Below are 25379 nucleotides of genomic sequence, written 5' to 3'. Positions count from 1 at the left end.
CAAACCGCAGCCGTTGGCGACACACCATTATCAGGGCAGTGGACTGACCCCGAAAAGCCACGGATGCACCCCGATCAGAACGAGATAAAGCACGACCCCAAGGCCGAGCCTGAGCAGGCTTTCACCCAGAGGAAAGGCCCTGAAAACCGGCGTTTGCCGGGATTTCTGCAACAAGGGGCTCCATTGAGAGCCAAGCGTGCGCCGCGCGCGCCGGTCCACTAGGCGTCCACCCAGCAGAGCGAAGGCCGCAAAGGTGCCGAACAGTATCACATGCGCGAGATCACCGTTCGGAAACAGGTGAGCCCCAGCCCAGATTGCCAGTGCTAGAAGAAGTGGATGACGCGTCACCCGGACGATGCCCGGACGGTCCGGATCGAAGATGTCATTGCGCGCGCCACCGAAGGAGAACGGGTTGGGTCGGCCAAGTGTCAGAGCAATAATCACGCAGACAGGCAGCATCGCGGCGAGTACCAGGTGCGCCTGCCAGGGGGCCCAGTCCCAGAGTGGCACAAAGGGCGCGCGCCCGGCGGCGCCGATCAACCAGGCCAGTACGCCAAGAGACAGGGCCGAATAGGCCAGCGTGAAGCCGCGCGCCCCGAGCCGCGCTTCGAGCCAGGGCCGCATCGGCGGGCGAACCGGCACCCCGTGGGACAGAAAGAACACCGTGAAGGCGAGGATGAACTCGACCCAACCCATATGCATGCACCCCTTTTGCAACGCAGCACCGCAAGCCGCGCTGACCAGCAACCTGCCCGCGGCACGATAGCCCTCCAGCCGCAAAATGGCAGCGGCATAGATGTCGCGCATCAACGCCTCTGATGTGGCAGTTGACCTTCGCTGCCCGCCCCTCCTCTATGGCCGAAACCACATCGCAGGAGGCTCCCATGACCCAACTCACAACCCGCAGCGGCGCGCCCGCCTCGTCTCTGTGCTTCGGGTGCATGCAGTTCGGGGGGACGGCCGACAAACCCGCAAGCGCCGCCATGTTCGAAGCCTGCCGCGCCGCAGGGATCAACTTCTTCGACACCGCGCATGTCTATACGGAGGGTCGATCCGAGACCTGGCTTGGCGAGATGGTCACGGACCAGGCCGATGATCTGCTGATCGCCACGAAGGTCGGGTATGTCGGCGGCAGCGGTCGCGCAAATATTCGCACGACCTTCGACGAAAGCCTCAGGCGCCTCGGCCTCGATGCCGTCGACATCCTTTACCTGCATCGCTGGGACGCGGAGACGCCGCTTGAGGAGACCTTCGAAGCCCTTGCCGATCTGCAATCCGCGGGTCGCTTTCGCTACATTGGCGTGTCGAACTTTGCGGCTTGGCAGGTGATGAAGGCACAGGCGGTCGCTGAACAGTTCGGCACGCGCATCGACATCCTGCAACCGATGTATTCCCTGATCAAACGACAGGCCGAGGTAGAGATCCTGCCTATGGCCCTGTCCGAGGGGATCGCGGTCGCGCCCTATTCGCCGCTCGGAGGCGGGCTTTTGACGGGCAAATACGCCGAGGGCGGCACGGGGCGTCTGACCGAGAATGAAAAGTACGAGATGCGCTACAGCATGCCCTGGATGCATGAGGCTGCAGTGGCGCTGCGCGTGCTGGCGGCCGAGATAGGCGCAGCGCCGGCGACCCTCGCTGTGGCGTGGGCCGCCGCCCATCCGGGCGTGAAAGCACCGATCATCAGCGCCCGCGACGTGGCGCAACTGGACGCCTCGCTTGCCGCACGCGACATGGCTCTGCCCCCGGATCTCTATGCCCGCATCACCGCCCTGTCCCAGACCCCACCCCCGGCCACGGACCGGCTGGAAGAGGCACTCAGCTGATCGCGGCGACAGTTCATCCCGCGAGGGGGAAGGTATCGATCACCTCGAACCGACCATCCGCACGTTCACCCACAAGCGCCAGGCCGGATATCTCGAACGGAGCGGGCAGAGGCGGAAGAAGATCGGCCAGCACGACCTCCCAATCGGGCAATGCTGCCGCAGGGAGACGGTCGGTCAGGGTCATGTGGAACCGGTATGCCGACAGGACGTAGGGATAGCCCCAGTTCGTCAGGTTGGCCTCCAACTCCGGACGCAATCCGCTGCCCCGCCTTCGGGAAAATTCCTCCGCCGTGGGTGAGGCACGAAATGCATCGAGTTGGGTCACGCAAGCCGCCGCCAGATGGTTAAGACCCGTCGCATCCCCCACGGGCAGCAGCGCCAGAAACCGCCCCATCCGCCCGAGCGCCAGCCCATCGCAGCGCGCCGGCGACAGGCGCCGGGCAAGCGTGGAGACCGCCTCGGATAGCCCTTCCAATGCGCAACCTTCCCCGAGCCGGAAGGGGGGCTTCAGGGTCGCATGAAAGCCATAGCGGTGTGCCGTTGCGGTTACCGCGTCACGTTCCGGCACTGCCAAGGGCACCGAGGGGCACCCCGCCGTTACATCCCAGCCCAACCACGCAGCCCCGAACGCAGACAGCGCCCCTTGCGGAGGCACATGATAGATCGCGAAGCGCTGATATGACATTCAAGCGTCCTTTCCGGACCTGGGCTTGCATACAAAGACTTTTGAAAGTTCAATGGTCTTGCCAAGGTCCCGGACCAGTCCCTATTAGCCAGTATGGACCACGTGGCCTCGCGGCCAGGTTAGGTAACTTTCTGCCTGCGGCGCGACGTCGTTGATTGCGCGCCAAAGTGCTCCGGCAACGCGGGCTAACGCGCAAGTGCTCCGCTGAGGGCCGGATAAAGCGCCAGGTAACGAGCGTAGATCTCTTCATAGGCCTGCACGGCTTTCGGATTCGGCTCTATCACGCGACCGGGTTTGACCATCGCCGCGATACCCTCGTCTATGGTCGCGAAGTATCCCGCGCCATGAGCGGCGAGGATCGCCGACCCAAGCGTCGGCCCGTCGGTTGAGGCCGGGATACGCACCGGGATGCCCGCCGTGTCCGCATGGATCTGCATGAAAAGGTCGGAGTTGGTCGCCCCACCGCCCGCAACCATTTCACTGCCCTCGTATCCGCCCTTGGCGAAGGAATCGAGGATCGCGCGGGTGCCCATCGAGATACCCTCCATGATCGCACGGAAGACGTGATGCGGCTCATGCGCTAGGGTCAGCCCGGTGATCGCCCCACGCGAGCGCGCGTCGGTGTAAGGTGTCCGGTTGCCCTGGAAATGGTCCTGCACGACCAGCCCTTCGGACCCCGGCGGCAGCGCAGCGGCCTTGCGGTTCATCTCGTCGATATCGAACTCGCCACCCACGAAGCGACGTAGCCAATTGATGATCGAGCCGGTGGAGGTCTGGCCGCCTTCGACGATATGACGACCCGGGTAGACGATATCGGCATAGGCCCCCCACATGCCCGGCGCGTGGAAGGGCTTCTCCGTCACGCCGAATTGCAGGTGCGAAGACCCGGTGATCAGGCACAGCTGACCCGGTTGCGACACACCGAGGCCGATCATGCCGATCAGGGCGTCCGCTCCTCCTTGCACAAGCTTGGTCTTGGGTGTCAGGCCCAGCGCCTCGGCGGCATCGGGCGTCAGGCTGCCAACTACCTCGCCAGGGGCCGCAACGCGCGCAGGCCATTTCTCGACCAGATCGGGCATGCCCAGTGCGGTCACGAGGCTTTCCGCCCAGCCGCCATCGCGGTTGGCATAGTGCCAGCGCAACCCGACATTGTTGAGCGATGCGCAGCGCTCCCCGGTCAGCCGAAGCGTGAGGTAATCCTGATACTCGCAAATCGTCGCGGCGGCATCGTAGACATCCGGCTCATTGCGCTTGATCCAGAGCGCCTTGGGAATCATCCACTCGGCCGATACCGGTCCGGCCCCGTCCGAATTCAGCCGAAGGCGCGCATCGCCCGTAGCGAGGACCGCTTCCGCCTCCTGGTCGGCGCGCACATCCATCCACAAAAGCGCAGGGCGCAGCGGCTTGCCCGCCTTGTCGAGCGCGACAACGGTGCAAGAGGTCGTGGCATAGGCCATCGCATCGATCTGCTCCCCCGCAAGGCCGGCCTCGGCCAGAGATGCACGGGAGGCCTTGCACAGGCAGATCCACCAGTCCTCGGGGTTCTGTTCGGCCCGGGCACCTGGGGAAAACGTCGTCTCGTAAGGTTCCGCATGAGAGGCGACACACACGCCGTTTATATCGTAGATTCGGACACGCAGGCTTTCGGTTCCCCCGTCCGCCGCCAGAAAATACGCCACGCTCCTATCCTCCCTCGGTCTGCGCCGTGTCACGGTGCCGCGATAATCGACGCGACCTCCTCCGTCGCGTCCCAGTGCGGCATATGTCCAGCCTCCAGCATGTGACAGGCCACGGCAGGCGGCAAGTGAAACGCGTGATCGCGCGGAATGATCTGGTCGGAGAGCCCGAAGATCGCCCGGACCGGTATCTTGCCTGCCAGGCTGCGCAGCGGAGCGATCGTGTCGATCCGCTGCACATCAGCGCGCGCCGCCGCCGCCGCCAAGGCTGAAAGCCGATCTCCCTGCAACTCCCGAGACAGGGCCTCCAGGGCGTGATTGTCCAACTCTGCCGCTTTCCGACCGAGGAGCCGCATTAGATGGGCCAACTCGCCAACGCTGGGCGCGGCCGCCATGCCGGACAGAAAGGCACCGTTGATCTCGATCCCGCACCCTGCCGGAGCAAGCAGCGTGAGCCGGGCAACCCGGGACGGAACGCGCTGCGCAGCCCGGGCCGCGACATGCGCGCCAAGAGAGTGCCCCACAAGCTGAACCGGCTCCGGTTGGCTTGCAAGGTCCGCAGCAAGCCAGTCGGCAAGCGCCTCGATACTTCCGGCGTCAACCCGATTGCGCCCGTGTCCGGGCAGATCAGGCGCACTCGATGTAATGCCCGCGCGTTGCAGGCTGGCCCGCAGGGCGGCCCAGTTCGAACCGAGTCCGGCGAAGCCATGCACGCAATAGACGGATGCCGTCGCCCCGGGCGCTGCCTGGATCACCGCTGGTGTCGATGCACCTTCCGTCAGCATAACGCGCACATCGCCCGCTTCTATTCGCCCGCGACGTCCTGTGCCGGTCACCTGGGAAAGCGCAATATGGTTCTCTCTGGCGATCCGACGCGCCAATGGCGTGGCCCGAAGACGCGCTGCATCAGGTGAGACGAGCGCTTGCGCCGCGGTGCCCGCCACTTCCGAAGGAGCGGCCCCGGGGGAAGATGCAGCGGCGTCCGGCTCTTCCACACTGTCCCACGCATCGCGTGTTTCAATCACCGCAATCGGCGTGCCGACTTCAACCACGTCACCGGGGCCGACAAGTGTTTCCACCAGTATGCCATCGCCCAACGCCGGGTATTCCACCATTGTCTTGTCGGTCTCGACCTCGAGCAAAGGATCGCCGCGCTTGAAGCTCTGTCCGGGCTGGACCAGCCAGTCAGCGATGGTCGCTTCTTCCATCGTCTCGCCCAGTCGCGGCATCGGCAGCGTCAACCTGGCCGGAGAACTCATGCGAACATCTTCCGCGCAATGTCCACGATCAACTCCGGCGTTGGCACCGAATTCTGCTCCAGCAGCGGTGACACCGAGATCGGAATATCCTCCCCCGCAACGCGCACCACGGGTTCTTCGAGGAAATCGAAGCATTCCTCCGTGATCCGCGCCGACAGTTCGGCCGCCACCCCACAGGTCATCACCCCTTCGGAAACCACCATTGCGCGCCCGGCGGCTTCAACGAGGGGGCGGATCGTGTCGAAATCAAGCGGGTTGAGTGTGCGCAGATCGACAACCGTGACATTGATGCCATGGGCACCGGCCAAGGTTTCGGCAGCCTCCAAGGCATGGTGCACCTGCCGCGAATAGGTGACGATGACCAGATCGTCGCCCTCGCGCAGAACCGTCGCCTCGCCCCAGCCGGCAGGCGCGGCATCGGGGTCGAGGGCGCCCTTCATGGTGTAGAGACCCTTGTGTTCGATGAAGACAACGGGGTCGGGCTGCTGCAACGACTGGCGCAGCAGGTGATACGCGTCCTCGACCGTGGCAGGCATGGCAAGCCGAAGGCCCGGCGTGTGCATGATATACCCTTCGAGGCTTTGACTATGCTGTGCGCCTGCAGATCGCCCCGTGCCGCCCTGGGTCCGCAGCACCATCGGGACACCGATCTGTCCGCCGAACATGTAGCGGATCTTGGCCGCCTGATTGGCAAGCTGATCCATCGTCATGCCGATGAAATCCACATACATCAGTTCGGCGACCGGGCGCAGACCAGTCATCGCAGCCCCCACGGCCGCACCGACGATGGCTGCCTCGGAGATGGGCGTATCGATCACCCGCTCCGGCCCGAACTCCTTGATCAGGTCCTTGGTCACCCCATAGGCCCCACCGTAGCGCCCGACCTCCTCGCCCATGACGATGACGTTTTCGTCTTTGGTCATGGCTTCGGACAACGCGAGGCGCAGAGCGTCGCGATAGGTTGTCTGCTGCACGGCCATTATCGCGGCTCCTGTGCCAGAATGCGGTCGAGACGGGTGCGCACGGGCTCCGGCTCCGGCTGCGACGGGGCATAAACATCACGGAACATCGACTGCATCTGCGGTTCGTTGCCTGCAACGGCAAAGTCGATGGATCCGTCCATTTCGGAGGCCACCCTGGTGTCCAGTGCATCGAGCTCGGCCTCCGACATCAATCCGTCGGAGATCAGTTTGTCGCGTGCTCGAAGCACCGGGTCCTTCTTGCGGCCCTCTGCCTCTTCGGCTTCATCCCGGTAGGGCGACTTGTCTTTGCGGGCGTGGCCGAAGAACCGATAGCAATCGATCGACAGAAACGCGGGTCTGCCCTCACGGGCGCCCGCAATCAAGTCCGCCGCGGCATCGGCCACATCCTCGACATCCAGGCCATCGACCGTGCGCGCCGCCAGACCGAAGGCCGCGGCACGTTCGTGCAGGTTGGGGTTTGCCGTGGCCTGATCAATGCGCGTCCCCATCCCGTACTGGTTGTTGATGCAGACGAAGATCACCGGCAGCTTCCACAACGCGGCCATGTTCATGCTTTCGTACAAGATGCCCTGGCCCGTTGCGCCATCTCCGAAAAAGGCGACCGAAATGGCGCCGCTCTTCTTGTGCCGCGCAGACAGGCCTGCCCCGACGACCGACGGAATACCGCCCCCAACGATGGCATTGGCCCCAAGATGGCCCAGCCCCATATCCGCGATGTGCATGGAGCCGCCCTTGCCGTGGCAATAGCCGCTTTCCTTGCCCGCGATCTCGGCCATCATGCGGTCAGGATCGGCCCCGCGAGCGAGAAAAATTCCGTGACCGCGGTGATGGGTTGTGAACGTATCACCGTCGCGCATATGTGCGCAGACCCCGACGGCGGCGCTTTCCTCGCCAATCGACAGGTGGAGCATGGAGCCCGCCGATTTGCCGCGCACAAACAGCTCTCCGACACGCTCCTCGAATGTCCGCACCCGGCGCATGTCTTCATAAAGCTGCGGCAGCGTCGTGTTCTTCATTCTCGTGGTCTCCCGGGTTCGGTCAGATGAGGCCGTATTGACGCGCCTTGTTGCGCAAAAAGGGCAGGCCGTTTTCCATCACCTCCGCCTCGCCTGAGGCAACGGGCCGCCAGACCGAAAGCCCTTCGGCGATCTCCGCGTGCATGTTGATGAAGCTCTCCATTGCCAGACCGCCCTTGAATCCGACCGCCCGGAGGGCGCTGAATATCTCGTCCCAAGCGATGGTACCGGCCCCGGGCGTGCCCCGGTCGGACTCCGACAGGTGGATGTAGCGCAGGTGCTCACGCGCATCGATGATGCCTTGCGCGATGCCCTTTTCTTCGATGTTCATGTGATATGTGTCGAGATGGATGAACATGTTCTCCGCCCCGATGCGCTCGATCATCTCGACGGCCTGCCAGCCGGTGTTGAGCAAATGGGTCTCGTATCGATTGACCGGCTCAATCCCGAACAGCAGCCCGAGAGATCTGGCATGTCGCGCGGCCCGTGTCAGGGCATCTGCGACATTGTCCAACTCGGCCCGCGTCGGGGGCTTGCCCGATCGCTCCCCGATGCCGCCATAGACAACGCCGGACAACGCCTCAGCCCCCATGGCCGCGCATTTGTCCAGCGCAATAGTCAGGAAATCGACAGCACCTTCGGGATTGCGCGATGCCCAGACCTCCTGCGGCAGGCCAAGCGAACAGACCGCGCGCATCCCGGCCGCCTCGAGCACCGACCGGCTGTGTGCGGCATCGACGTTGGGCGGGTCCAAAAGTGCGATTTCCAGAAAATCCATGCCATAGGCCCTGGCCTTCGCGACCGCCTTCTCGCAACCGGCCTGGTCCCATGTCATGGTCCACATGCTCGTATGAACGCCGAAACCCTCCATTACACCCCCACATGCTCACTTGCTGTGACCAACTTGGTGGCGAGCCCCTCATCGATCAGCAGTTTCTTCACGAAGCCGGCCCGCAGCACTGCAAGGGTTGCCGTCAGCTTGCCCGCGCCACCGGCCAGCAGAACCGTGTCCATCGCGCCCATGTCCTGCGGTTGCACACATGGCGTGCAGCGGTTCAATTCGATATCGGCCACGGAGCCATCGGCCTTGTAGAAAACGCCGCAGCAATCCCCGACGACATCGGCATCGCGCAATTGCTGGATCTGCGCCGGGGTGAAGATATCGCTGTCGAACAGGATCGCGCCCTCGCGGCATTCTCCGACGCTCATCAAAGCATGGTCGGCCTTGCGGGCGACACTCATCGCTTCGCGGACCAGACGCTGTGACATGATGCCAGCGCAGGCATCTGCACTGTCGGTCACGAACGGCGCTGGCATCAGGATCGCGCGACCGCCGGTCTGGGCGGCCAGTCGCACGCAGACGTCGCCCGGTGCGGTGTGCGAGGCGTAAGTCACCGACCCCATCAGCGACACGAATGTCAGGCCCGGATGGCGCACGCCGGTCAGATTGTCCGCCATGGCAGACAGGGTCCGCCCCCAGCCCAAACCGATGGTGGCCTGACTGTCGGACGCGGCAATTCGGGAAAGGTACCCGCTGGCCAGGATGGCAACAGCGTTGCGCGACAAGACCTCGTCGCCGCTATCTGCGCCGATCGGCGCCACCTGCACCTCTTGCAGCCCGAAGGCCGTGACCAGTCTGTCGGCCAGCGACAAGGCCCGTGATGTGCGATGCTCGACCGCGACTCGCACCAGCCCCTGGTCGCGCGCATCCGCAAGCATGCGCAGCACCTTGAACCGGGAAACCCCCAGCCGCTTGCTGACCTCCTGTTGGCTCAGATTGCCCACATAATACAACCAAGCCGCCTGTGCGATGTCATCATCTGCCTGGCGTTTCTGCATCAACATGGCGCGTCCGGGGCCTCCCAGCTTCTTGCAGCAAAATGGCTTGACCGAGGCTTTCGTGCTTATATAGTCACAAACGTGCAGTCAATGCACAAGTGTTGAATTGGCGTCCAGCACTGCTGCTGTGTATGGTAAGGCGGACGTTCAAATCGACTTTTTGCCTGGGCTGACGGCACCCCCGCAGCCTCGGTCAAGGACCCGCAAATGCGGGCACAGGGAGGATTAGATGAAGACCAAATTCACACTTCTGGCCAGCGTGGCAATGGCGTCGTCGGCACTTTTTGCGACACAGGCGGTGGCAGACGGCCACTCCAAGGATATCGCAACCGTGGTCAAGATTGCCGGCATCCAGTGGTTCAACCGCATGGAAGAAGGCGTCAAGAAGTTTGCCGAGGAAACGGGCATGAACGCGTTTCAGGTCGGCCCCGCCCAAGCAGATCCGCAGCAGCAGGTCGCGCTGATCGAGGACATGATTGCCCAGGGCGTCGACGCGCTTGCCGTCGTGCCGATGTCCCCCGAAGCACTTGAGCCGGTCCTGGGCCGCGCGATGGAAGCAGGCATAACCGTCATCACTCACGAGGCGGCGGCCCAGCAGAACACGACCTATGACCTTGAGGCATTCGTCAACGAAGACTTCGGCGCGAACCTGATGGAACAGCTTGCCACCTGCATGGGCGGCGAGGGCGAATACGCGGTGTTCGTCGGATCGCTGACCTCCCAGACGCACAACCAGTGGGTAGATGGTGCCATCGCCTACCAAGAGGCTAACTATCCGAACATGACGCTGGTCGGCGACAAGAACGAGACCTTCGACGACGCCGAGCAGGCCTACACCAAGACGCAGGAGGTCCTGCGCGCGTTTCCGAACATCAAGGGCATGCAAGGCTCTGCTTCGACGGATGTCGCGGGCATCGGGCGCGCCATCGAAGAGCGCGGCATGGAAGACGCCACCTGCGTTTTCGGCACCTCCCTGCCCTCCATCGCCGGTCAGTATCTTGAAACCGGCGCGGTGGACGGCATCGGCTTCTGGGATCCGGCGGTTGCAGGCGAGGCCATGAACAAGCTCGCGGTGATGGTGATGAACGGCGAGGAAGTCACCGACGGCATGGACCTTGGACTGCCGGGCTATGAGAGCGTTTCGCTCGATGGCAAGGTCATCTACGGCCAGGCATGGGTAAATGTCGATGCGGAAAACATGAGCGAATACCCGTTCTGATCCCCTGACCAAAACGGGGCGGCGAATGCGCCGCCCTCATCCTTGCGAATGCCCTCAAAGCAAGTTGGTTGTTCATGTCTTCAGACCATGACACCGCGTTCATCGATCTGCGTGCGATCACCAAGCGCTACGCGGGTGTGACGGCGCTCGACTCGGTCGACTTCACCGTGCAGCCCGGCGAGGCGGTCTGCCTTGCAGGTGAAAACGGCTCCGGCAAATCGACCCTGATCAAGATAATCTCGGGCGTCGAGCCTGCGACCGCAGGCACCGTTCAAATTGCTGGCCAAGAGCATGTCACCCTCAACCCGCGGATTTCAGCGGCGGCGGGCGTGATGGTGATCTTTCAGGATTTCTCTTTGTTCCCCAACCTGAGCGTGGCCGAGAACATCGCATTCACCACGCAGCTTTCGACTCGCCAGCGCCTGTTCAAGTTCCGCGCGGTGCGCGACATCGCCCGCGCCGCGCTGGACCGGATCGGCGTTCAGATCGACCTCGACGCACGGGTCGAAACACTGCCGGTGGCGCAGAAGCAACTGGTCGCGATCTGCCGCGCGTTGGCATCCAAGGCGCAGTTGATCATCATGGATGAGCCCACCACCGCGCTCACCGAGAAGGAGGTCCGGCGCCTTCAGGGGATCATCCGGATGCTCAAGGAGGAAGGCGTCGCGGTGATCTTTGTCAGCCACAAGCTGGCAGAGGTGCTGGAGGTTTCCGAAAAGGTTGTGGTTCTGCGCAATGGCAAGAAGGTTGCGGAAGGCCCGGCCTCGGAGTTCGACACTCAATCCCTGACCTATCATATGACCGGCCGTGACGTACCCGAGGTGCCGCCCAGCGACGTCGCCGCAGGCGCGCAAACGCTCATGCAGGTGCAGGGACTTGGCAAGGCGGGCTCCTTTTCCGATATCAGTTTCGATCTCAGAACCGGAGAAGTGCTGGGGATCACAGGGCTTCTGGGCTGTGGTCGCACTTCGGTTGCCAAGGCACTCTTCGGTCTGGTCACCCCGGACGCAGGCAGCATCCTGGTCGACGGCAGCCCTGTGCCCCTTGGCGATCCGCAGGCCGCGTCGCTGGCCCGGATCGGCTATGTGCCCGAAGACCGCCTGACCGAGGGCTTGTTTCTGAGCCAGTCCATTCTGCGCAACGTCGCGGTCGGGCGGCTCGATGCGCATACGAGCGGCGGTTTTCTCGACATGACGGGGCTTGCAAAGGAAGCCTCCGACTGGCTGCGCCGGCTCAAGGTCAAGGCCCCGGATGTCGAGGCCCCGGTTCAGTCCCTCTCTGGTGGCAACCAGCAGCGCGTTGCCCTCGCTCGGTGGTTGTCGCGGGCACCAAGGGTGCTCATCCTGAACGGGCCTAGTGTTGGTGTCGATGTGGGCTCGAAGGCAGACATTCACGACATCATCCGCGAGCTCGCGCGGGAAGGCATCGGAGTTATCGTGATCTCAGACGACTTGCCCGAGCTTCTGGCCACCTGTCACCGGGTCCTCGTGATGCGGGAGGGCCGCATCATCGACGCCCTCGAAGGCACGGCGCTTACCGAAGACGACCTTGCCCACAGGCTTGCCTCATGACCGATTGGCTCCCCAAGGATTTCTGGACCCGCAACGAAACGCTGGTGGCCGGTGTGATCATGCTGTTCTGCTTTGTCGCGACCGTTTCGGACCCACGATTTCTGACCATCACCACCGTTTCCGACCTGCTGCGCGCTTCCATTGTAATCGGGATCCTCGCCGTCGGCGCGATGCTGGTGCTGGTGTCCGGTGGGATCGACGTTAGCTTTACCGCCATCGCCGTGTTCGCGATGTACTCGTCAACCGTGTTGTCGCTTACCATCTGGCCCGAGATACCCTGGCCCGTGATCTTCGTGATTTCAGTTGTGTTCGGCGCTGCATTAGGGGCGATCAACGGATTCTTCATTGCCTTTCTGGGTCTTCCCACGCTGATCGTGACACTGGGCACCCTGTCGATCTTTCGCGGCTTTCTGCTGACCTTCATCGGATCACAGCGGATCTCGGACCTGCCCCCGTCGATGCGTGATTTTTCACGCGGCGTGATCGCGAGAGGCACCACCGAGGCGGGGAATTTCTATTCGATCCCCTGGGCGGCGCTGGCGCTGCTGTTTGTGATCGTGCTGACCTGGTTCATTCTCAAAAAAACCATGCTGGGGCGGTCGATCTATGCCATCGGCGGCTCGGTCGAAAGCGCAAGGCGCATCGGCATTAACGTCAAGTGGACCCAGTTTTTCGTCTATGTCTATGTCGGGGCCCTGGCCGGTCTGGCCGGGATTATTCACGGCTCCGTGGGGCGCATGGCCGATCCATTCTCCCTGGTCGGGCTCGAGTTGTCGGTCATCGCGGCCGTGGTTCTGGGCGGTGCGCGCCTGATCGGCGGGTACGGCACGCTCACGGGCACGATGCTCGGCGTCGCGTTGATCGTGATCGTGCAGAACAGCCTGATCGTCATCGGCATCCCGACCACATGGCAATCAGTCACGATCGGCATCCTGATCCTGCTCGGAACGGGCGTTCCTGCCTATCGTGCCAAGCGGGCGGCGGCACAAGCTGGATGAGGTTTTCCTGCCAATGAACACATCTGTGAAAGACTTCACCGCCAGCCCGGAGTTCCGGTTGCTGATCATCATGGTTTTTGTCTTCGGCTTGATGTCAGTCCTGTCGCCGGATCGCTTTCTGTCATCTCAGAACCTGACCTCGATGGCGTTTCAGTTTCCCGAGTTCGCGATCCTCGCACTGGCCATGACCATCGCCATGATGACCGGCGGGATCGACCTCTCGGTGGTGGGCATCGCCAACCTGTCGGCGGTTGTCGCCGCACTGATCCTCACCCATTTTTCGAATGCCGAAATGCCCGCCGCGCAATCCGCGATCTGGCTCGCAATCGCGATCACCGCAGCGCTGTGCATCGGGGCGATTGCCGGTTTGATCAACGGATCGCTGGTGGCATTCTTCGGCCTTCCGCCCATTCTCGCCACCCTGGGATCCGGTCTTGTGTTTACCGGTTTTGCCATTGCGATGACCGGTGGCAGCGCAGTCATGGGCTTTCCCGACACGGTCGCCTTGATCGGAAACGCGACCTTGGCGGGTGTGCCTGTCCCTCTCATCCTGTTTGCGGTTCTGGCGTTCCTGCTGCACCTGGTCCTGACCCGCACCGCCTTCGGATTGCGCGTGACGATGTACGGGGCCAATCCGCTCGCGGCGCTTTATGCCGCCATCGACATCAACCGCATGCTGCTCAAGGTCTACGTGATCGCCGGGATGTTCGCGTCGGTTGCCGGGCTCATCATAATGAGCCGTGCCAATTCAGCGAAGGCCGATTACGGGTCTTCCTACCTGCTGCTGGCGGTTCTGATCGCCGTGCTGGGCGGGGTGAACCCCTATGGTGGCTATGGTCGCGTCATTGGCGTGGTGTTGGCGGTGCTGTCTATGCAGTTCCTGTCCAGCGGCCTGAACATGCTTGGGGTGTCAAATTTCGCACGCGAGTTGATCTGGGGCGCGCTGCTAATCCTCGTCATGGTGATCAACACCCATGCCGTGACCGCCCTGCGCAGTAGCCTGAAGCCACCAAAATAAACCATCCGTCCAGAGCGGGAGGAGGACATGATGAAAAAGATACTTAACAAGCCGGAAGACTATGTCGACGAGATGCTGGCGGGGCTGATCGCCGCGCATCCGGAATACTACCGCCTGCACGGCGATACCGGCAAGGTCGTGGCCCGCGCCAACCCGGGCAAGGACGGCAAGGTCGGGATCGTGACCGGCGGTGGGTCCGGCCACCTGCCGGTCTTTACCGGCTATGTGGGCGAAGGATTGCTCGACGCCTGCGCGATCGGGGATGTCTTCGCCTCGCCCTCAGCCGAACAGATGGCCGATGCGATCCGCGTGGCCGACAGCGGTGCTGGCGTGCTACGCCTATATGGCAACTACGGCGGCGATGTAATGAACTTCGATATGGCCGGAGAGCTGGTGGAGTTCGACGACATCACCTGCACCACGGTGCTATTGGCCGATGACGTGGCCTCTGCCCCGCCAGCAGAAGCCGAAAAACGCCGCGGTGTCGCGGGCATGGTCTACGCCTTCAAGATCGCCGGGGCCGCCGCCGAGGAAGGCCGTGACCTGGATGGCGTTACCGCGGTGGCCCAGAAAGCCGCGGATGCCTGCCGCTCCATCGGTGCGGCGCTGTCCCCCTGCACGGTGCCACAAGCGGGCAAACCCACCTTCGAGATCGCCGAAGACGAAATGGAAATGGGCATGGGCATTCATGGCGAACCCGGCGTCTGGCGCGGCAAGCTGCAGACCGCCGATCAGATCGCCGAAGAGATGATGGACAGGCTTCTCGCCGATATGCCAATTGGCAATGGCGACCGCGTGTCCGTGATGGTGAACTCCCTCGGAGCGACACCGCCCGAAGAACTCTACATCCTCTACCGCAGGGTAAAGGCCCGGCTCGAAGCTGCGGGCGCACGCATCGTCATGCCGCTGGTCGGGCGCTACGCCACGTCGATGGAAATGGCGGGCGTGTCCTTCACCCTGTGCAAGCTGGATGACGAACTTGAGAAGTTGCTTCTGGCACCGTGCGACTGCGCGTTCTGGAGGGTTGGATGACGATCACCCGCGATACACTTCTGGGCGCCATTGACCGCATCGCAGCCGCGATGGAGCGGGATTTCGACCTACTCAACAGTGCCGATGCGGCCCTTGGTGATGGTGATCTGGGGGTCACCATGACACGTGGCATGCGCGCGATCGTGGCGATGAAGGACGATCTGCCCGAGGATATCGGCATGGCCCTGCTGGGATGCGCCCAGGCGTTCACCAAGTCCTCGGGGTCGTCCTACGGCACGCTCATGGCAACAGGGCTGATGAGCGCCGCAAAGGAACTGCGGGGTCAGCAGGAGATTGAATCGGAGAGTATTCCCGGTCTCATCGCAGGTGCGCGCGACAAGATGCAGGAACGGGGCAAGGCAGAGCTTGGCGGCAAGACGGTTCTCGACAGCCTCGACTACGTCGCCCGCACGACAGACAAGGCCGATGACAAGGCCAGCGCAGCAGCCGAGGCCGTGGACCGCGCGCTGGAGGATTTTCGCGACAAACCCGCCACGGTCGGCCGCGCCCGCATTTTCGGCGAAAAGAGTATCGGGCTGGACGATCCCGGGATGCTGGCGATGCAGTCGGTGGTCAGGGCCGCCGTGGACAAATAGGCGCTAGGGCGCCTGGCGCTCAGGGCATCAGGGCGATCTCGCCGACCGCCCGGTGCAGCCTTGCAGAACCATCTCGACCCGGTCGCGCACAGACACGCGCGGCAAGACCCGTCCATCGTATCCCAACGCGTCCAGAGCGTCCGTTATACGATGATACTCCTGCACCGCCGCGTTGAAATGGTGCCGGCGCTCGGCGTCTTGGCCAAAGATCTCTTCCCACGGCGGCACCACGAAAACACGGCCCGCATAGGCACGGGCCGCACCCAGTGTCTCCCGGATGGACGGGCCGCCCGAATGCTCCAACGCGACCGCGGCGTCGAAGATGCCCCGGTCGAAGAATACAAGACCCTCATGCTCCGTAGCCCGTTGCAGATCCGATTGCGCCATCTCGACGGCGCGCCGCGCGAACGCCCCCATGTCCAACCAAGGCAAAGCAGTGCCACCCTTGGCAATTTCATCTGCGACGATGCGTCGACCCGGTTCTTCCACGGTGGCGAAACCCTTGGCGCTCAGCGATTGCAGGAGTGTTGATTTTCCACCACCAGAGCACCCGGTCAGCAAGATAAACCTGCGGCTCAACGTGTCATCCCCAGCCCTCTCTTGGCAACACCCGCCCAAGGAGCGCGCCGTGGCGAAACGGGTTCACACAAGGCCTTCGCCACTCAGACCAATGGGTCTTCGCCGCCATAATGGCGGTCCGGGTAATCGGCATGCAACGCCTGGTCGGCGGGGCTGAACCGCGGGCGGGCGAAGTTGTGCTGGTGCCAGTACGGATAGACCAGCGGAAGGCGACTGACATCGTTAAGACGCTTCAATTCATCCTCAGACAGGACGACATCGACCGCGCGGAAGTTGCGCTCGAACTGATCGACCGTCCGCCCGCCGACGACCAGGGACGCTACCGCAGGCCGGGTCAGCAACCAGGCCAGGGCGATCTGGGCTGCCTCGACCTGATGGGCCTCGGCGATCTCAACCAACACATCGACGATGCTCCAGAGCCTTTCCATGTCGCGGATCGGAGGCTCGTTCCAGCCCTCGGCCTGCCGCGAGCCTTCGGGCGCCTGCCTCCCGCGACGGTGTTTGCCCGACAACAGCCCGGCCGCCAGAGGCGACCAGACCAGAACCCCCAGCCCTTGGTCGACCGACAGGGGCAGAAGCTCGTATTCCGCTTCGCGCGCCTCGATCGTGTAGTGAATTTGCTGAGTGACGAAGCGGCTGGAATGGCGCGGCGCAGCGGCCAGCGATTTCATCACATGCCAGGCCGAATAGTTGGAACAGCCTGCATAGCGGATCTTGCCGTGCCGGATCAGGGTATCGAGGGCCTCCATCTTTTCCTCGACAGGGGTCAGACCATCCCATTCGTGCATGTAGTAGATGTCGATATGGTCGGTGCGCAGCCGCTTGAGGGAACGCTCGCATTCCCGGATCAGGTGCCAGCGCGAGACACCTTCGTCGTTCGGACCATCGCCGATGGGCATACGCGCCTTGGAGGTCACGAGGATATCGTCATATCGGCCTTCCAAAACCTCGCCGAGGATCTCTTCGGACAGCCCGGTGGAGTACATGTTCGCCGTGTCGAACAGGTTGACGCCGTGGTCGATGCAACTGTCTACGAGGCGTCGCGCGTCGGCTACATCCTGGCTGGCCGTGCGGCCGAAATCACCGCGCCCGCCGAAAGTGAAGGTCCCCATAGTAATGACCGAAATCTTCAGACCGCTCCGACCCAGCGTTCGATATTTCATGATCTCTCTCCCTCCCCGTTCCGCTCTTCGGGATGACGTGGCCCGTAACTTGAGAAAGCCACCATGACTTCAGCAATCTCGGCATCCGACAGGATATGCGGCGCGCCCCCTATGCTGCTGAACAGGTAGGTGCGTGCCAGTGTCTCGAGCTCTTCCAGCCGCCAGCGAGCCTTGTCGACGGTTTCGCCTAGGACCGTCGCGCCGTGATTGGCCATTAGGCACCCATGACGGTCGGCCATGATGCGTGCCATGTTTGCGCACAGTTCAGGGCTGCCGAAAAGTGCGTAATCGGCAAGGGGCACATCATTGCCGCCGAAGGCTGCGATCATGTAGTGGCAGGCCGGGATCGATCGGCGCTGCACTGCAAGGACGCTGCAATAGGGCGGATGCGCATGCAGCACCACCGGCATGTCCGGGCGCGCCTGGTGCATTCCCTGATGAAACGGCCATTCAGATGATGGTTGCGCACCGTTGCTGTCGGGCAATCCGTCCAGCGGGATCGTGACCAAAGCGTCGGGTGTCAGGTATTCATAGGGCACACCCGACGGGGTGATCAGGATACCGCTGGCGATACGCGCCGAAATATTGCCTGACGTCCCCTGGTTGAGATGTCGTGCGTTCATCCAGAGGCAAGCATCGATCAGCGCCTGCCGCGTGGCGGTCGTATCTGGCAGCGGGGTTGCAGGTGTCATGGTGCCGTCTCCAACAGGTCTTCTGCGATGCGCTTGCTGGTTACCAGATGGGTGACAAATCCCCCCTTGATTGCGGCCTTTGCCGGAGCTGCGCGCCCCGGTCCTGCGGCAACCAAAAGCGCCATGTCCTTGCCTCGCATCTGATCAAGAGTCACTCCGATCATGCGGTCCTCGACCTCGGCCACCACCGGTTGTCCCTTAACGTCGATCAGGCGTCCGCAGATCACGCCAACTGCGCCTTTGGCGCGGTAGTCCGAGATACTGTCCGAGGTCACGATACCGCTCCGCACCACATGCGCGTCGGCATCACAGGTCCCACAAGCCAGCACCGTCTTGTTGCAACTCGCCAGCGCCTCCAGCTGTTCCCGGACCACCGGCTCGTCGCACAAAGCATCGCGCAGCGCTTTGTTCGAGAGTACGAGGGGCACATGCAAGTTGATGCATTCCCCCCCCAGACGTTGCGCCAACATCGCCGTGCAAGCCTCGGCGGCAAATCCGAGTGCCGCGGGACGTGACCCCAGAAGTTGAATGACCCTCAGATCGGGTACCGGGGCGTTAGGCACCTGCTGCGCCATCTGATAAATGGTCGCCCCCCAGGACACCCCCAAACGGTCGCCCGGCTCCAGCAAACGTGGCAGCCAGTCCGCCGCGGTCCGGGTCACCCGTGCGACGCTGGCCGCGGCTCCTTCGGGATCGAGCGGATCGTCCGGCACAACCAAGGCATCGGTCAGCCCAAAGAGCGCACAAAGCTCTGCCGCCAGGCGGTGCCCTCGGAAAACATCGCTGTCGAGATGCACCCGCACCCAGCCCCTCGTGCGGGCTTCATTAAGGTAGTTCACCACCGATGCGCGGCTGATCCGCATACGTTCGGCAATTTCGGTCTGGTTCAACCCGTCATGGTAGTAGAGCCATGCCGCTTCGACAAACAGGGCGTCGTCACGCGATGCCATTCGCATCGGGTCCGCAGCGCCGCCTTTCAGCTTGCCGAGAGGACTGACCGAAAGGGGCACGAGCTATTCGGCTGCCTTGGAGAACTCGGGGAACAGACTCGCCAATCCCTCTGCGGATGCGTTGCACACACCACGTTCGGTAATGAGCCCCGTAACCAGCCGGTTCGGCGTCACGTCGAAGGCCGGGTTACCGCCACTTGTACCGTCGGGTGTGACCTGCACCATGCCGATCTCACCGGTCCCGGTGATACCTTGCACGTGGGTCACCTCGAAGGCGTCGCGTTCTTCGATCGGGATCTCGGCCACGCCGTCCCTGACAGTCCAGTCGATCGTCGGCGAGGGCAGCGCCACATAGAACGGCACGCCGTTATCCCGCGCCGCCAGCGCCTTGAGGTAAGTGCCGATCTTGTTGCACACGTCGCCCTGGCGGGTGGTACGGTCGGTGCCGGTTATCACCATGTCCACGAGGCCGTGCTGCATCAGGTGACCGCCCGCGTTGTCGGTGATGTAGGTGTGCGGCACGCCGTGTTTGCCCAGCTCCCATGCGGTCAGCGCCCCTTGGTTGCGGGGGCGTGTCTCATCGACCCAGACCTGCAAGGGGACACCCGCATCATGGGCGTGATACATGGGACTGGTCGCAGTGCCCCAATCCACCGTGGCCAGCCAGCCGGCGTTGCAATGGGTGAGCAATCGCACCGGTTCGCCTTCGGGCTTGCAGGCGGCGATTTCGCGGATCAGGGCAAGCCCGTGCTCCCCGATCCGGCGATTGATTTCGACATCTTCGTCCGCGATGTCATGGGCCAGCGTCAGGGCGGCAGCGGCCCGATCAGCTTGGGGCAATGGACGCAGCGCAGCGCGGCAACGATCCAGCGCCCAGCGCAGGTTGATCGCCGTAGGGCGGGTTTTCTCCAGAAAGCTCCAAGCCGCATCCATATTCGCATCCGAGGGGTCCTCGGCCATGGCTAGCGCCATGCCGTAAGCCGCCGTAGCCCCTATCAGGGGCGCACCGCGCACGCGCATCTGGTAGATCGCATCCGCGAAATCCTGCATCGTGGCGACCGGAACGACGCGAAAGTCATGGGGCAACCAGCGTTGGTCGATAATTTCGAGAACGTTTTGTTCGTGGTTCCACCACAAGGAACGGTAGTGTGTGCCGTCGATTTTCATAGGACGTCCTTTCTATTGAAGTCCCGCGCAAGGGCGCAGACGGCCTTTGCATCGGCAAGCGTTGCGGCCGAATGGATCAACTCGGCCCCCATCAGCAGATTGCGCGCCTCCAGCGGTGCGCGCACCCGCACATCCGCGATGTCCTCGAAATCGGCATTATGCGCCAGCGAGAGGCACCGTCGATGCATCTCGATCCCGCACACCGCCCAGGCATCGCGCCAAATCTCTGCCAAAACGGCATCACAGGCCGGAGTGCTGTCCTGCCCCTGATCCTCGAACAAGGTTTGGGGATAGAGTATGCCTGTCCGCTCGCTGCGCCACAGATCGCGGAACTCGGCTTCAAAGACGGAACAGGTGTCCGCAATCACGCTGAGGATCCACTCTTGATAGGTCGCAAGGTCTTCACCGCGATGGGCGGGCTGGCTGAAATAGGCCATCAGGAAGTTGGCGCAGAGCATCCCGATATCGAAGCCGAGCGGCCCGTATTGTACAAACTCCGGGTCAATCACGCGGCTATCGCTGTCGGTGGACATGATCGAGCCGGAATGCAGGTCGCCATGGACCATCGTTTCGGTGTTCGACACGAAGCGTTGCAGCGCTTGCTGCACCTTGACCTTCAAGCCGACATCGGCGCGCAACCTGGCGATGACCGGTTCAAGTCCTTCAGTGTGACTGTTCATCTCGGCATCGAAATACGGGTCGGTAAAGACCAGAGCCTCTGTGATGGCTGGGATCTCCACATTCCCTGCAAACAGGGCGACATCAGCCTTCTTTTCGGGGCTCGGCATCGACAGCTCGGATCCACGAAACGCTGTTCGGGCACAAAACCGGCCCAGAAACGCGGCCAGCCCCGCGACATGCTCCCCGGCGATCAGCTTGCGCCGCAAGATCACATGGGGGGACAGGTATTCCATGATGATCAGCGCCTGCGCCTCGTCGAAATGGTACACCGTCGGCACCGCGCCCGGGTCGCGTGCGGCCTGCCGCGTCAGCGCGTGATACTCGAAATAAGCGCGATAGAGAGGCAACGGCCAACTGTCCCCAACCAGACGGACATAGGGCAGCGCCTGCTTGACGATCACTTTTCCGCTGGGGCCACTGACGATGAAAACGAGGTTGAGATTGCCATCTCCGACCTCTTCCACCTGCCAAGCCCCCGGATCATTTCCCACACGGGACGCGAGCGCCGAGACGCCCCGGAGCCGCTCTGGCAGTGTCTCCACGGTTAAAGCTTCATACGCCGTGCCTGCGCCCATAGGCGGCCTCCCCTCGGTTGCTCTGACGCGCTGTCGAGTTGTGCGTAGTCCTCAGTTTATACTTATGTCAAATTATTTGACAAATGTATTCACGCCCGCCTACCGTCGCGCGACACGGGGGAGGAGACGCGTGGCTGATCATGCGCTCATAGTGAACGGTTTGCAAAAATCGTTTGGCAAGAACAACGTATTACGCGGCATCGACCTGACTCTGGATCCAGGGTCCGTGACTGTTCTGATGGGCGCGAACGGCGCTGGAAAATCCACGCTGGTGAAAGTGATATGCGGCCAACACCGCGCCGATGGCGGCACCATGCGCCTTGCTACGAACGCGTTCGACCCCGAGGATGCCGCCGACGCGATCCGGCAGGGGGTCGTGACGGTCCACCAATCCATCGACGACGGCGTAATCCCCGATCTCGATGTGGCGAACAACCTGATGCTGGACCGGTTGGCGGAACACTCTCATGGCCTTTTCGTGCGCGAGCGCCACCTGCGTACCGAGGCAGCCAAGGTGGCCGCCGCGATGGGTATCGAGGTGAACCTGAGGGCCCGGGTGTCTGACCTGTCCGTCGCCGACCGGCAAATGATCGCCATCGCCCGTGCCATGGCCCGCGCGCCCAAGGTTCTGATCCTCGACGAACCGACCTCATCGCTCTCGGCGACCGAAGCGGACCGGCTGTTCGAGCTGATAGACCGCCTGCGCGCTCAGGGCGTGGCGATCCTGTATATCTCGCACCGAATGTCGGATATTCGCCGCATCGCAGACCGCATCGTGGTCATGCGCGACGGCATGATTTCAGGTGTTTTCGAGACTGAACCGCTCGACCTTGAAGCCGCCGTGACGGCGATGCTGGGCCACCGCATGACCGAGGTCGACGCCGAGGTGCGGCAAGGCACACATCCGGTACTGGAAATCAAAAATCTGCAGTTGTTCGAAGGTGCCTCCCCGATCACCTTGACCGCCCATGACGGCGAAGTTGTCGCCCTGGTCGGATTGCTGGGTAGCGGCAAGAGCCGCCTCGCCGAGATCCTCTTTGGCATCGCGAGGCCAATACGGGGGAGCATTCGTATCAAGGGAAAGGACTACAGCCCGCGTTCGGTCAAAGATGCAATTGCACAGGGTGTGTTCATGTCCCCCAAGGACCGTGGCACCAACGCCGTGATCCCGGCATTCGATATTGCCGACAACATGACCCTGCCGTTTCTGCAGGGTATGAGCGTCGGGTCGTTCCTGAAATCTCGCCAACAGCGCGGCACCGCGCAAGGCATGGTGGACCGGCTGGGTATCGTGTGCCAATCCGTCAGGGACGGCATCGGCACATTGTCCGGCGGCAACCAGCAGAAAGTGATGATCGCCCGCTGGTTGCTGGAGCCCGCGCAGGTCCTATTGCTCGACGAGCCCTTCCAAGGCGTGGATATCGGCGCGCGCCGCGACATCGGTCACCATATTCGCGCCACCACCCAAGGACGCGCCACCCTCGTGTTTCTAGCGGAAATCGACGAGGCACTCGAGATCGCCGACCGGATCGTAGTGATGAGCGAAGGCGCAATCGTCGGCGAACACACGAACCGGAACATCGACCTCGCCGCGCTTGTCGCGGATATCTCGGGGGCCACATCGACCGTGACAGGCACATCTCCATGAACGACCGACTTCTCGACATCGCCATTCGCTATGGCTTCCTGATGCTCCTGTTCGGGTTGATCGTGTATTTCAGTCTCGCCGCGCCGGGCTTCCTCGGGCCTTTGTCGGCGGCCTTCGTGCTGCAATCCGTGGCGATCACCGGTATTCTTGCCCTTGGGGTGACCTGCACCCTGGTGGTCGGCGGATTTGACTTGTCAATCGGCGCGGTGGCGACATCGGCGCTGATGCTGTCGGCCTATTCCATGGTGATCCTCGAACACCCGGCAATCGTCGCGGTTCTGTTATGCCTCGCGATGGGGGCCCTGGTCGGGTTCATCAACGGATTGCTGATCGTGAAATTCCGGGTGCCCGATCTGCTGGCGACGCTGGGCATGATGTTTCTGCTGATCGGTCTGCAACGCATTCCGACCCAGGGTAATTCCATCGCTACGGGGATGACCCTGTCCGATGGTACCGTGGCCGAGGGCACCTTTTCGGCGGCCTTCCTCTGGCTGGGGCGTCACCGGTTCGATGTGGTTATCGAGCGCCTGCTGCCGATGCCGGTGGTGATCTTTGTCGGGATCGCCGTTTTGATCTGGCTGTTTCTGGGCTTCACCCGGCATGGACGATTGATGTACGCCATCGGGTCCAATGAACGCGCCGCCGGTCTCGTCGGCACCCCGGTCAACCGCTACAAGATCGCGGCCTACATGATCTCGGGCGTAACCGCGTCCATCGGGGGTATCCTGCTGGCTGCCCGTCTGGGACGGGGCGACATTGCCAGCGGCAACAACCTGCTGCTCGATTCCGTGGCGGCCGCGTTGATAGGGTTCGCGGTTCTGGGCGCAGCCCGACCCAACGCTTTCGGCACCGCCATGGGCGCGCTTTTCGTGGGCATCCTGCTGCAGGGTATGACGATGATGAACGCGCCCTACTACACGCAGGATTTCGTCAAGGGCGCGGTCCTGGTCGCCGCCCTTGTCTTCACTTTCTACCTGTCCTCGCGCCGCAGCGGCCCGGGGCATTGATCATCAGCGATAGGGAGGACTCGATATGCTGAGACGTCACTTCATGGCCTTTGCAAGTGCGGCAAGTCTTGCGCTTGGCGCGGGCGCCGCAACCGCGCAGGAGGCACCTGCCCCATTGGACACTCCCGAAGAGGTCACTATCGCGCTGGTGCGCTACCTGTCCACCGGCGATTTCTTCCAGGCCTACCTGTCAGGCGTCGAAACGCAGGCCGCGGCACTTGGTGTGAACCTGCGCGTGTTCGACAGTCGCCAGGATGCCGCCTTGCAGGCAGACATGGTCGACCAGGCCATCGCGCTTGGCGTGGACGGGATCATCATCCAGCACGGTCTCACGGAATCCATGCGGGAAGCCGCACAGCGCGCGGTGGATGCGGGGATCAAGGTTGTGGCGTTCGACGTGAATGTCGAGAACGCGGCTATTCCGCAGGTCGAGCAGTCCGATTATCTGCTCGGCAAGTTGGCTCTGGAACAGGCGATCAAGGACAATGGCGACAGCTTTGCCGCTGGCTATGTCTACGTCCCGGGCATCGCGCCGCTCGACCGCCGCCACGCGGCCTGGGAAGAAGTGAAAACTGCCAATCCAGGCATCACCGAAGAAGCGCGGATCGGCACGCTCGACAATCCGATCGCGAATGCCAATGCCAACCAGGCACGCGCGGCTCTTCAGGCCAACCCGAACATCTCGGTCTTCTTCGCCCCCTATAACGAGTTCGCCAAAGGCGTGAAAATCGCCGCGGACGAATTGGGCCTGAGCGGCGAGATGAGCATCTACTCGGCCGATATTTCCACCGCGGACATCGCGCTCATGCGCGAGCCGGGCAGCGCTTGGAAGGCCACGGTTGCCACCAACCCGGCCGTTGTCGGGGAAGTGTCCGTGCGCGCGCTTGCCCTGATGCTGGCCGGCGAGGATCCCGGCGCGTCTGTGATCGTGCCGCCGACTCTCATCACGCAGGCTTTTCTCAACGACAATGACATCCGCAACATGGAAGACCTCGGTGCCAAGATGCCTCAGTTTCAGCACGCGGATGTTGCGATGGCCGATTGGATGCCTCTGCCCGCACGCTGACACAACCCGATCTGCCCCGCGACCGACGGGGCAGGTCAAACAGGTCTCGCCGGTGACGACCACCTGTCGACCGACCCGATCCCTGCACCCGCCACAACAGTCCCGGAAGTCCCGGAAGCCCCGGTTCACGGTCGCG

24 protein-coding genes are annotated in these 25379 nt (G+C 62.8%); 10 read left to right on the top strand and 14 right to left on the bottom strand.

All coding sequences use genetic code 11. The features are described 5' to 3' along the window. Positions 1-30: 30 nt before the first annotated feature. Entirely contained in the window at positions 31-807 is a 777-nt protein-coding gene (locus DSHI_RS02735) for an NnrU family protein (RefSeq protein WP_012177218.1), read from the bottom strand. A gap of 77 nt (positions 808-884) precedes the next feature. Between DSHI_RS02735 and DSHI_RS02730 the strand changes: the two genes are divergently transcribed. Further along, positions 885-1823 (top strand): aldo/keto reductase, encoded by a 939-nt coding sequence (locus DSHI_RS02730; RefSeq protein WP_012177217.1) that lies wholly within the window; start codon positions 885-887, stop codon positions 1821-1823. A 13-nt stretch (positions 1824-1836) separates the two neighbouring features. Here the strand turns inward: DSHI_RS02730 and DSHI_RS02725 are convergent, their stop codons facing one another. The 7 genes from DSHI_RS02725 to DSHI_RS02695 all read right to left on the bottom strand — a co-directional run bounded on the left by DSHI_RS02725 (position 1837) and on the right by DSHI_RS02695 (position 9287). Further along, positions 1837-2508: a DUF1045 domain-containing protein gene (locus DSHI_RS02725; protein ID WP_012177216.1), complete on the bottom strand. Its 672-nt coding sequence runs from the start codon at positions 2506-2508 to the stop codon at positions 1837-1839. 185 nt (positions 2509-2693) lie between these two features. Continuing rightward, positions 2694-4187 (bottom strand): FGGY-family carbohydrate kinase, encoded by a 1494-nt coding sequence (locus DSHI_RS02720; protein ID WP_012177215.1) that lies wholly within the window; start codon positions 4185-4187, stop codon positions 2694-2696. Between the two features lie 29 nt (positions 4188-4216). Continuing rightward, positions 4217-5413 carry an acetoin dehydrogenase dihydrolipoyllysine-residue acetyltransferase subunit gene (locus tag DSHI_RS02715; protein ID WP_012177214.1) on the bottom strand — a complete coding sequence of 399 codons (1197 nt, stop codon included), beginning with the start codon at positions 5411-5413 and terminating at the stop codon, positions 4217-4219. Between the two features lie 26 nt (positions 5414-5439). Further along, positions 5440-6423: an alpha-ketoacid dehydrogenase subunit beta gene (locus DSHI_RS02710; RefSeq protein ID WP_012177213.1), complete on the bottom strand. Its 984-nt coding sequence runs from the start codon at positions 6421-6423 to the stop codon at positions 5440-5442. Then, positions 6423-7442 carry a thiamine pyrophosphate-dependent dehydrogenase E1 component subunit alpha gene (locus DSHI_RS02705; protein WP_012177212.1) on the bottom strand — a complete coding sequence of 340 codons (1020 nt, stop codon included), beginning with the start codon at positions 7440-7442 and terminating at the stop codon, positions 6423-6425. The genes DSHI_RS02710 and DSHI_RS02705 overlap by 1 nt, the downstream gene beginning before the upstream one ends. A 22-nt stretch (positions 7443-7464) precedes the next feature. Then, on the bottom strand, positions 7465-8277 hold the full coding sequence (locus DSHI_RS02700; protein WP_245533041.1) for a sugar phosphate isomerase/epimerase family protein: 813 nt from the start codon (positions 8275-8277) through the stop codon (positions 7465-7467). 35 nt (positions 8278-8312) lie between these two features. After that, positions 8313-9287: a sugar-binding transcriptional regulator gene (locus tag DSHI_RS02695; RefSeq protein ID WP_012177210.1), complete on the bottom strand. Its 975-nt coding sequence runs from the start codon at positions 9285-9287 to the stop codon at positions 8313-8315. Between the two features lie 223 nt (positions 9288-9510). Between DSHI_RS02695 and DSHI_RS02690 the strand changes: the two genes are divergently transcribed. The 6 genes from DSHI_RS02690 to DSHI_RS02665 all read left to right on the top strand — a co-directional run bounded on the left by DSHI_RS02690 (position 9511) and on the right by DSHI_RS02665 (position 15715). Next, on the top strand, positions 9511-10500 hold the full coding sequence (locus DSHI_RS02690; RefSeq protein ID WP_012177209.1) for an autoinducer 2 ABC transporter substrate-binding protein: 990 nt from the start codon (positions 9511-9513) through the stop codon (positions 10498-10500). A 74-nt stretch (positions 10501-10574) separates the two neighbouring features. After that, positions 10575-12071 (top strand): sugar ABC transporter ATP-binding protein, encoded by a 1497-nt coding sequence (locus DSHI_RS02685; protein ID WP_012177208.1) that lies wholly within the window; start codon positions 10575-10577, stop codon positions 12069-12071. Continuing rightward, on the top strand, positions 12068-13069 hold the full coding sequence (locus tag DSHI_RS02680) for an ABC transporter permease (RefSeq protein WP_012177207.1): 1002 nt from the start codon (positions 12068-12070) through the stop codon (positions 13067-13069). The genes DSHI_RS02685 and DSHI_RS02680 overlap by 4 nt, the downstream gene beginning before the upstream one ends. 13 nt (positions 13070-13082) lie before the next feature. Then, the gene (locus DSHI_RS02675) at positions 13083-14087 is read left to right on the top strand and encodes an ABC transporter permease (protein WP_012177206.1); all 1005 of its coding nucleotides are present in this window, start codon (positions 13083-13085) and stop codon (positions 14085-14087) included. Between the two features lie 30 nt (positions 14088-14117). Continuing rightward, positions 14118-15119, top strand: coding sequence for a dihydroxyacetone kinase subunit DhaK (locus DSHI_RS02670; RefSeq protein WP_012177205.1), 1002 nt, complete (start codon positions 14118-14120; stop codon positions 15117-15119). Then, positions 15116-15715 (top strand): dihydroxyacetone kinase subunit L, encoded by a 600-nt coding sequence (locus DSHI_RS02665; protein ID WP_012177204.1) that lies wholly within the window; start codon positions 15116-15118, stop codon positions 15713-15715. The genes DSHI_RS02670 and DSHI_RS02665 overlap by 4 nt, the downstream gene beginning before the upstream one ends. A 27-nt stretch (positions 15716-15742) precedes the next feature. On the opposite strand, the gene DSHI_RS02660 is transcribed toward DSHI_RS02665, so the two are convergent. The 6 genes from DSHI_RS02660 to mtnK form a co-directional block, all read right to left on the bottom strand. After that, the gene (locus DSHI_RS02660; protein ID WP_012177203.1) at positions 15743-16294 is read right to left on the bottom strand and encodes an AAA family ATPase; all 552 of its coding nucleotides are present in this window, start codon (positions 16292-16294) and stop codon (positions 15743-15745) included. Between the two features lie 83 nt (positions 16295-16377). Beyond that, positions 16378-17457: an aldo/keto reductase gene (locus DSHI_RS02655; protein WP_012177202.1), complete on the bottom strand. Its 1080-nt coding sequence runs from the start codon at positions 17455-17457 to the stop codon at positions 16378-16380. Next, positions 17454-18149, bottom strand: coding sequence for a class II aldolase/adducin family protein (locus DSHI_RS02650; protein WP_012177201.1), 696 nt, complete (start codon positions 18147-18149; stop codon positions 17454-17456). Before DSHI_RS02650 ends, DSHI_RS02655 begins: the two co-directional genes overlap by 4 nt. Further along, positions 18146-19099 carry a sugar-binding transcriptional regulator gene (locus tag DSHI_RS02645; RefSeq protein WP_245533040.1) on the bottom strand — a complete coding sequence of 318 codons (954 nt, stop codon included), beginning with the start codon at positions 19097-19099 and terminating at the stop codon, positions 18146-18148. The genes DSHI_RS02650 and DSHI_RS02645 overlap by 4 nt, the downstream gene beginning before the upstream one ends. Positions 19100-19162: 63 nt before the next feature. After that, a complete protein-coding gene (gene mtnA, locus DSHI_RS02640) occupies positions 19163-20266 on the bottom strand; it encodes an S-methyl-5-thioribose-1-phosphate isomerase (RefSeq protein WP_012177199.1) in 1104 nt (367 codons plus the stop codon). Beyond that, the gene (mtnK, locus tag DSHI_RS02635; RefSeq protein WP_012177198.1) at positions 20263-21522 is read right to left on the bottom strand and encodes an S-methyl-5-thioribose kinase; all 1260 of its coding nucleotides are present in this window, start codon (positions 21520-21522) and stop codon (positions 20263-20265) included. Before mtnK ends, mtnA begins: the two co-directional genes overlap by 4 nt. A gap of 130 nt (positions 21523-21652) precedes the next feature. On the opposite strand from mtnK, the gene DSHI_RS02630 reads away from it, so the two are divergent. Genes DSHI_RS02630 through DSHI_RS02620 form a run of 3 tightly spaced genes read left to right on the top strand, consistent with a single transcriptional unit; the run spans position 21653 to position 25243 of the window. Beyond that, positions 21653-23170 (top strand): sugar ABC transporter ATP-binding protein, encoded by a 1518-nt coding sequence (locus DSHI_RS02630; protein ID WP_044027602.1) that lies wholly within the window; start codon positions 21653-21655, stop codon positions 23168-23170. Continuing rightward, entirely contained in the window at positions 23167-24177 is a 1011-nt protein-coding gene (locus tag DSHI_RS02625) for an ABC transporter permease (RefSeq protein WP_012177196.1), read from the top strand. Before DSHI_RS02630 ends, DSHI_RS02625 begins: the two co-directional genes overlap by 4 nt. Positions 24178-24202: 25 nt before the next feature. Continuing rightward, positions 24203-25243 carry a substrate-binding domain-containing protein gene (locus DSHI_RS02620; RefSeq protein ID WP_012177195.1) on the top strand — a complete coding sequence of 347 codons (1041 nt, stop codon included), beginning with the start codon at positions 24203-24205 and terminating at the stop codon, positions 25241-25243. Positions 25244-25379: the final 136 nt, after the last annotated feature.

It is taken from the genome of Dinoroseobacter shibae DFL 12 = DSM 16493 (genome assembly GCF_000018145.1).
Classification (GTDB): Bacteria; Pseudomonadota; Alphaproteobacteria; order Rhodobacterales; family Rhodobacteraceae; genus Dinoroseobacter; species Dinoroseobacter shibae.
This window is presented reverse-complemented; position numbering and strand designations above follow the sequence as displayed.

Coding starts and splice junctions, on each gene's coding strand:
- mtnA (WP_012177199.1), bottom strand. CDS start 20,266: ATGAAAATCGACGGCACACACTACCGTTCCTTGTGGTGGAACCACGAA.
- DSHI_RS02730 (WP_012177217.1), top strand. CDS start 885: ATGACCCAACTCACAACCCGCAGCGGCGCGCCCGCCTCGTCTCTGTGC.
- DSHI_RS02625 (WP_012177196.1), top strand. CDS start 23,167: ATGAACGACCGACTTCTCGACATCGCCATTCGCTATGGCTTCCTGATG.
- DSHI_RS02620 (WP_012177195.1), top strand. CDS start 24,203: ATGCTGAGACGTCACTTCATGGCCTTTGCAAGTGCGGCAAGTCTTGCG.
- DSHI_RS02690 (WP_012177209.1), top strand. CDS start 9,511: ATGAAGACCAAATTCACACTTCTGGCCAGCGTGGCAATGGCGTCGTCG.
- DSHI_RS02725 (WP_012177216.1), bottom strand. CDS start 2,508: ATGTCATATCAGCGCTTCGCGATCTATCATGTGCCTCCGCAAGGGGCG.
- DSHI_RS02680 (WP_012177207.1), top strand. CDS start 12,068: ATGACCGATTGGCTCCCCAAGGATTTCTGGACCCGCAACGAAACGCTG.
- DSHI_RS02655 (WP_012177202.1), bottom strand. CDS start 17,457: ATGAAATATCGAACGCTGGGTCGGAGCGGTCTGAAGATTTCGGTCATT.
- DSHI_RS02695 (WP_012177210.1), bottom strand. CDS start 9,287: ATGTTGATGCAGAAACGCCAGGCAGATGATGACATCGCACAGGCGGCT.
- DSHI_RS02705 (WP_012177212.1), bottom strand. CDS start 7,442: ATGAAGAACACGACGCTGCCGCAGCTTTATGAAGACATGCGCCGGGTG.
- DSHI_RS02685 (WP_012177208.1), top strand. CDS start 10,575: ATGTCTTCAGACCATGACACCGCGTTCATCGATCTGCGTGCGATCACC.
- DSHI_RS02675 (WP_012177206.1), top strand. CDS start 13,083: ATGAACACATCTGTGAAAGACTTCACCGCCAGCCCGGAGTTCCGGTTG.
- DSHI_RS02645 (WP_245533040.1), bottom strand. CDS start 19,099: ATGGCATCGCGTGACGACGCCCTGTTTGTCGAAGCGGCATGGCTCTAC.
- DSHI_RS02735 (WP_012177218.1), bottom strand. CDS start 807: ATGCGCGACATCTATGCCGCTGCCATTTTGCGGCTGGAGGGCTATCGT.
- DSHI_RS02670 (WP_012177205.1), top strand. CDS start 14,118: ATGAAAAAGATACTTAACAAGCCGGAAGACTATGTCGACGAGATGCTG.
- DSHI_RS02700 (WP_245533041.1), bottom strand. CDS start 8,277: ATGACATGGGACCAGGCCGGTTGCGAGAAGGCGGTCGCGAAGGCCAGG.
- DSHI_RS02650 (WP_012177201.1), bottom strand. CDS start 18,149: ATGACACCTGCAACCCCGCTGCCAGATACGACCGCCACGCGGCAGGCG.
- DSHI_RS02665 (WP_012177204.1), top strand. CDS start 15,116: ATGACGATCACCCGCGATACACTTCTGGGCGCCATTGACCGCATCGCA.
- mtnK (WP_012177198.1), bottom strand. CDS start 21,522: ATGGGCGCAGGCACGGCGTATGAAGCTTTAACCGTGGAGACACTGCCA.
- DSHI_RS02710 (WP_012177213.1), bottom strand. CDS start 6,423: ATGGCCGTGCAGCAGACAACCTATCGCGACGCTCTGCGCCTCGCGTTG.
- DSHI_RS02715 (WP_012177214.1), bottom strand. CDS start 5,413: ATGCCGCGACTGGGCGAGACGATGGAAGAAGCGACCATCGCTGACTGG.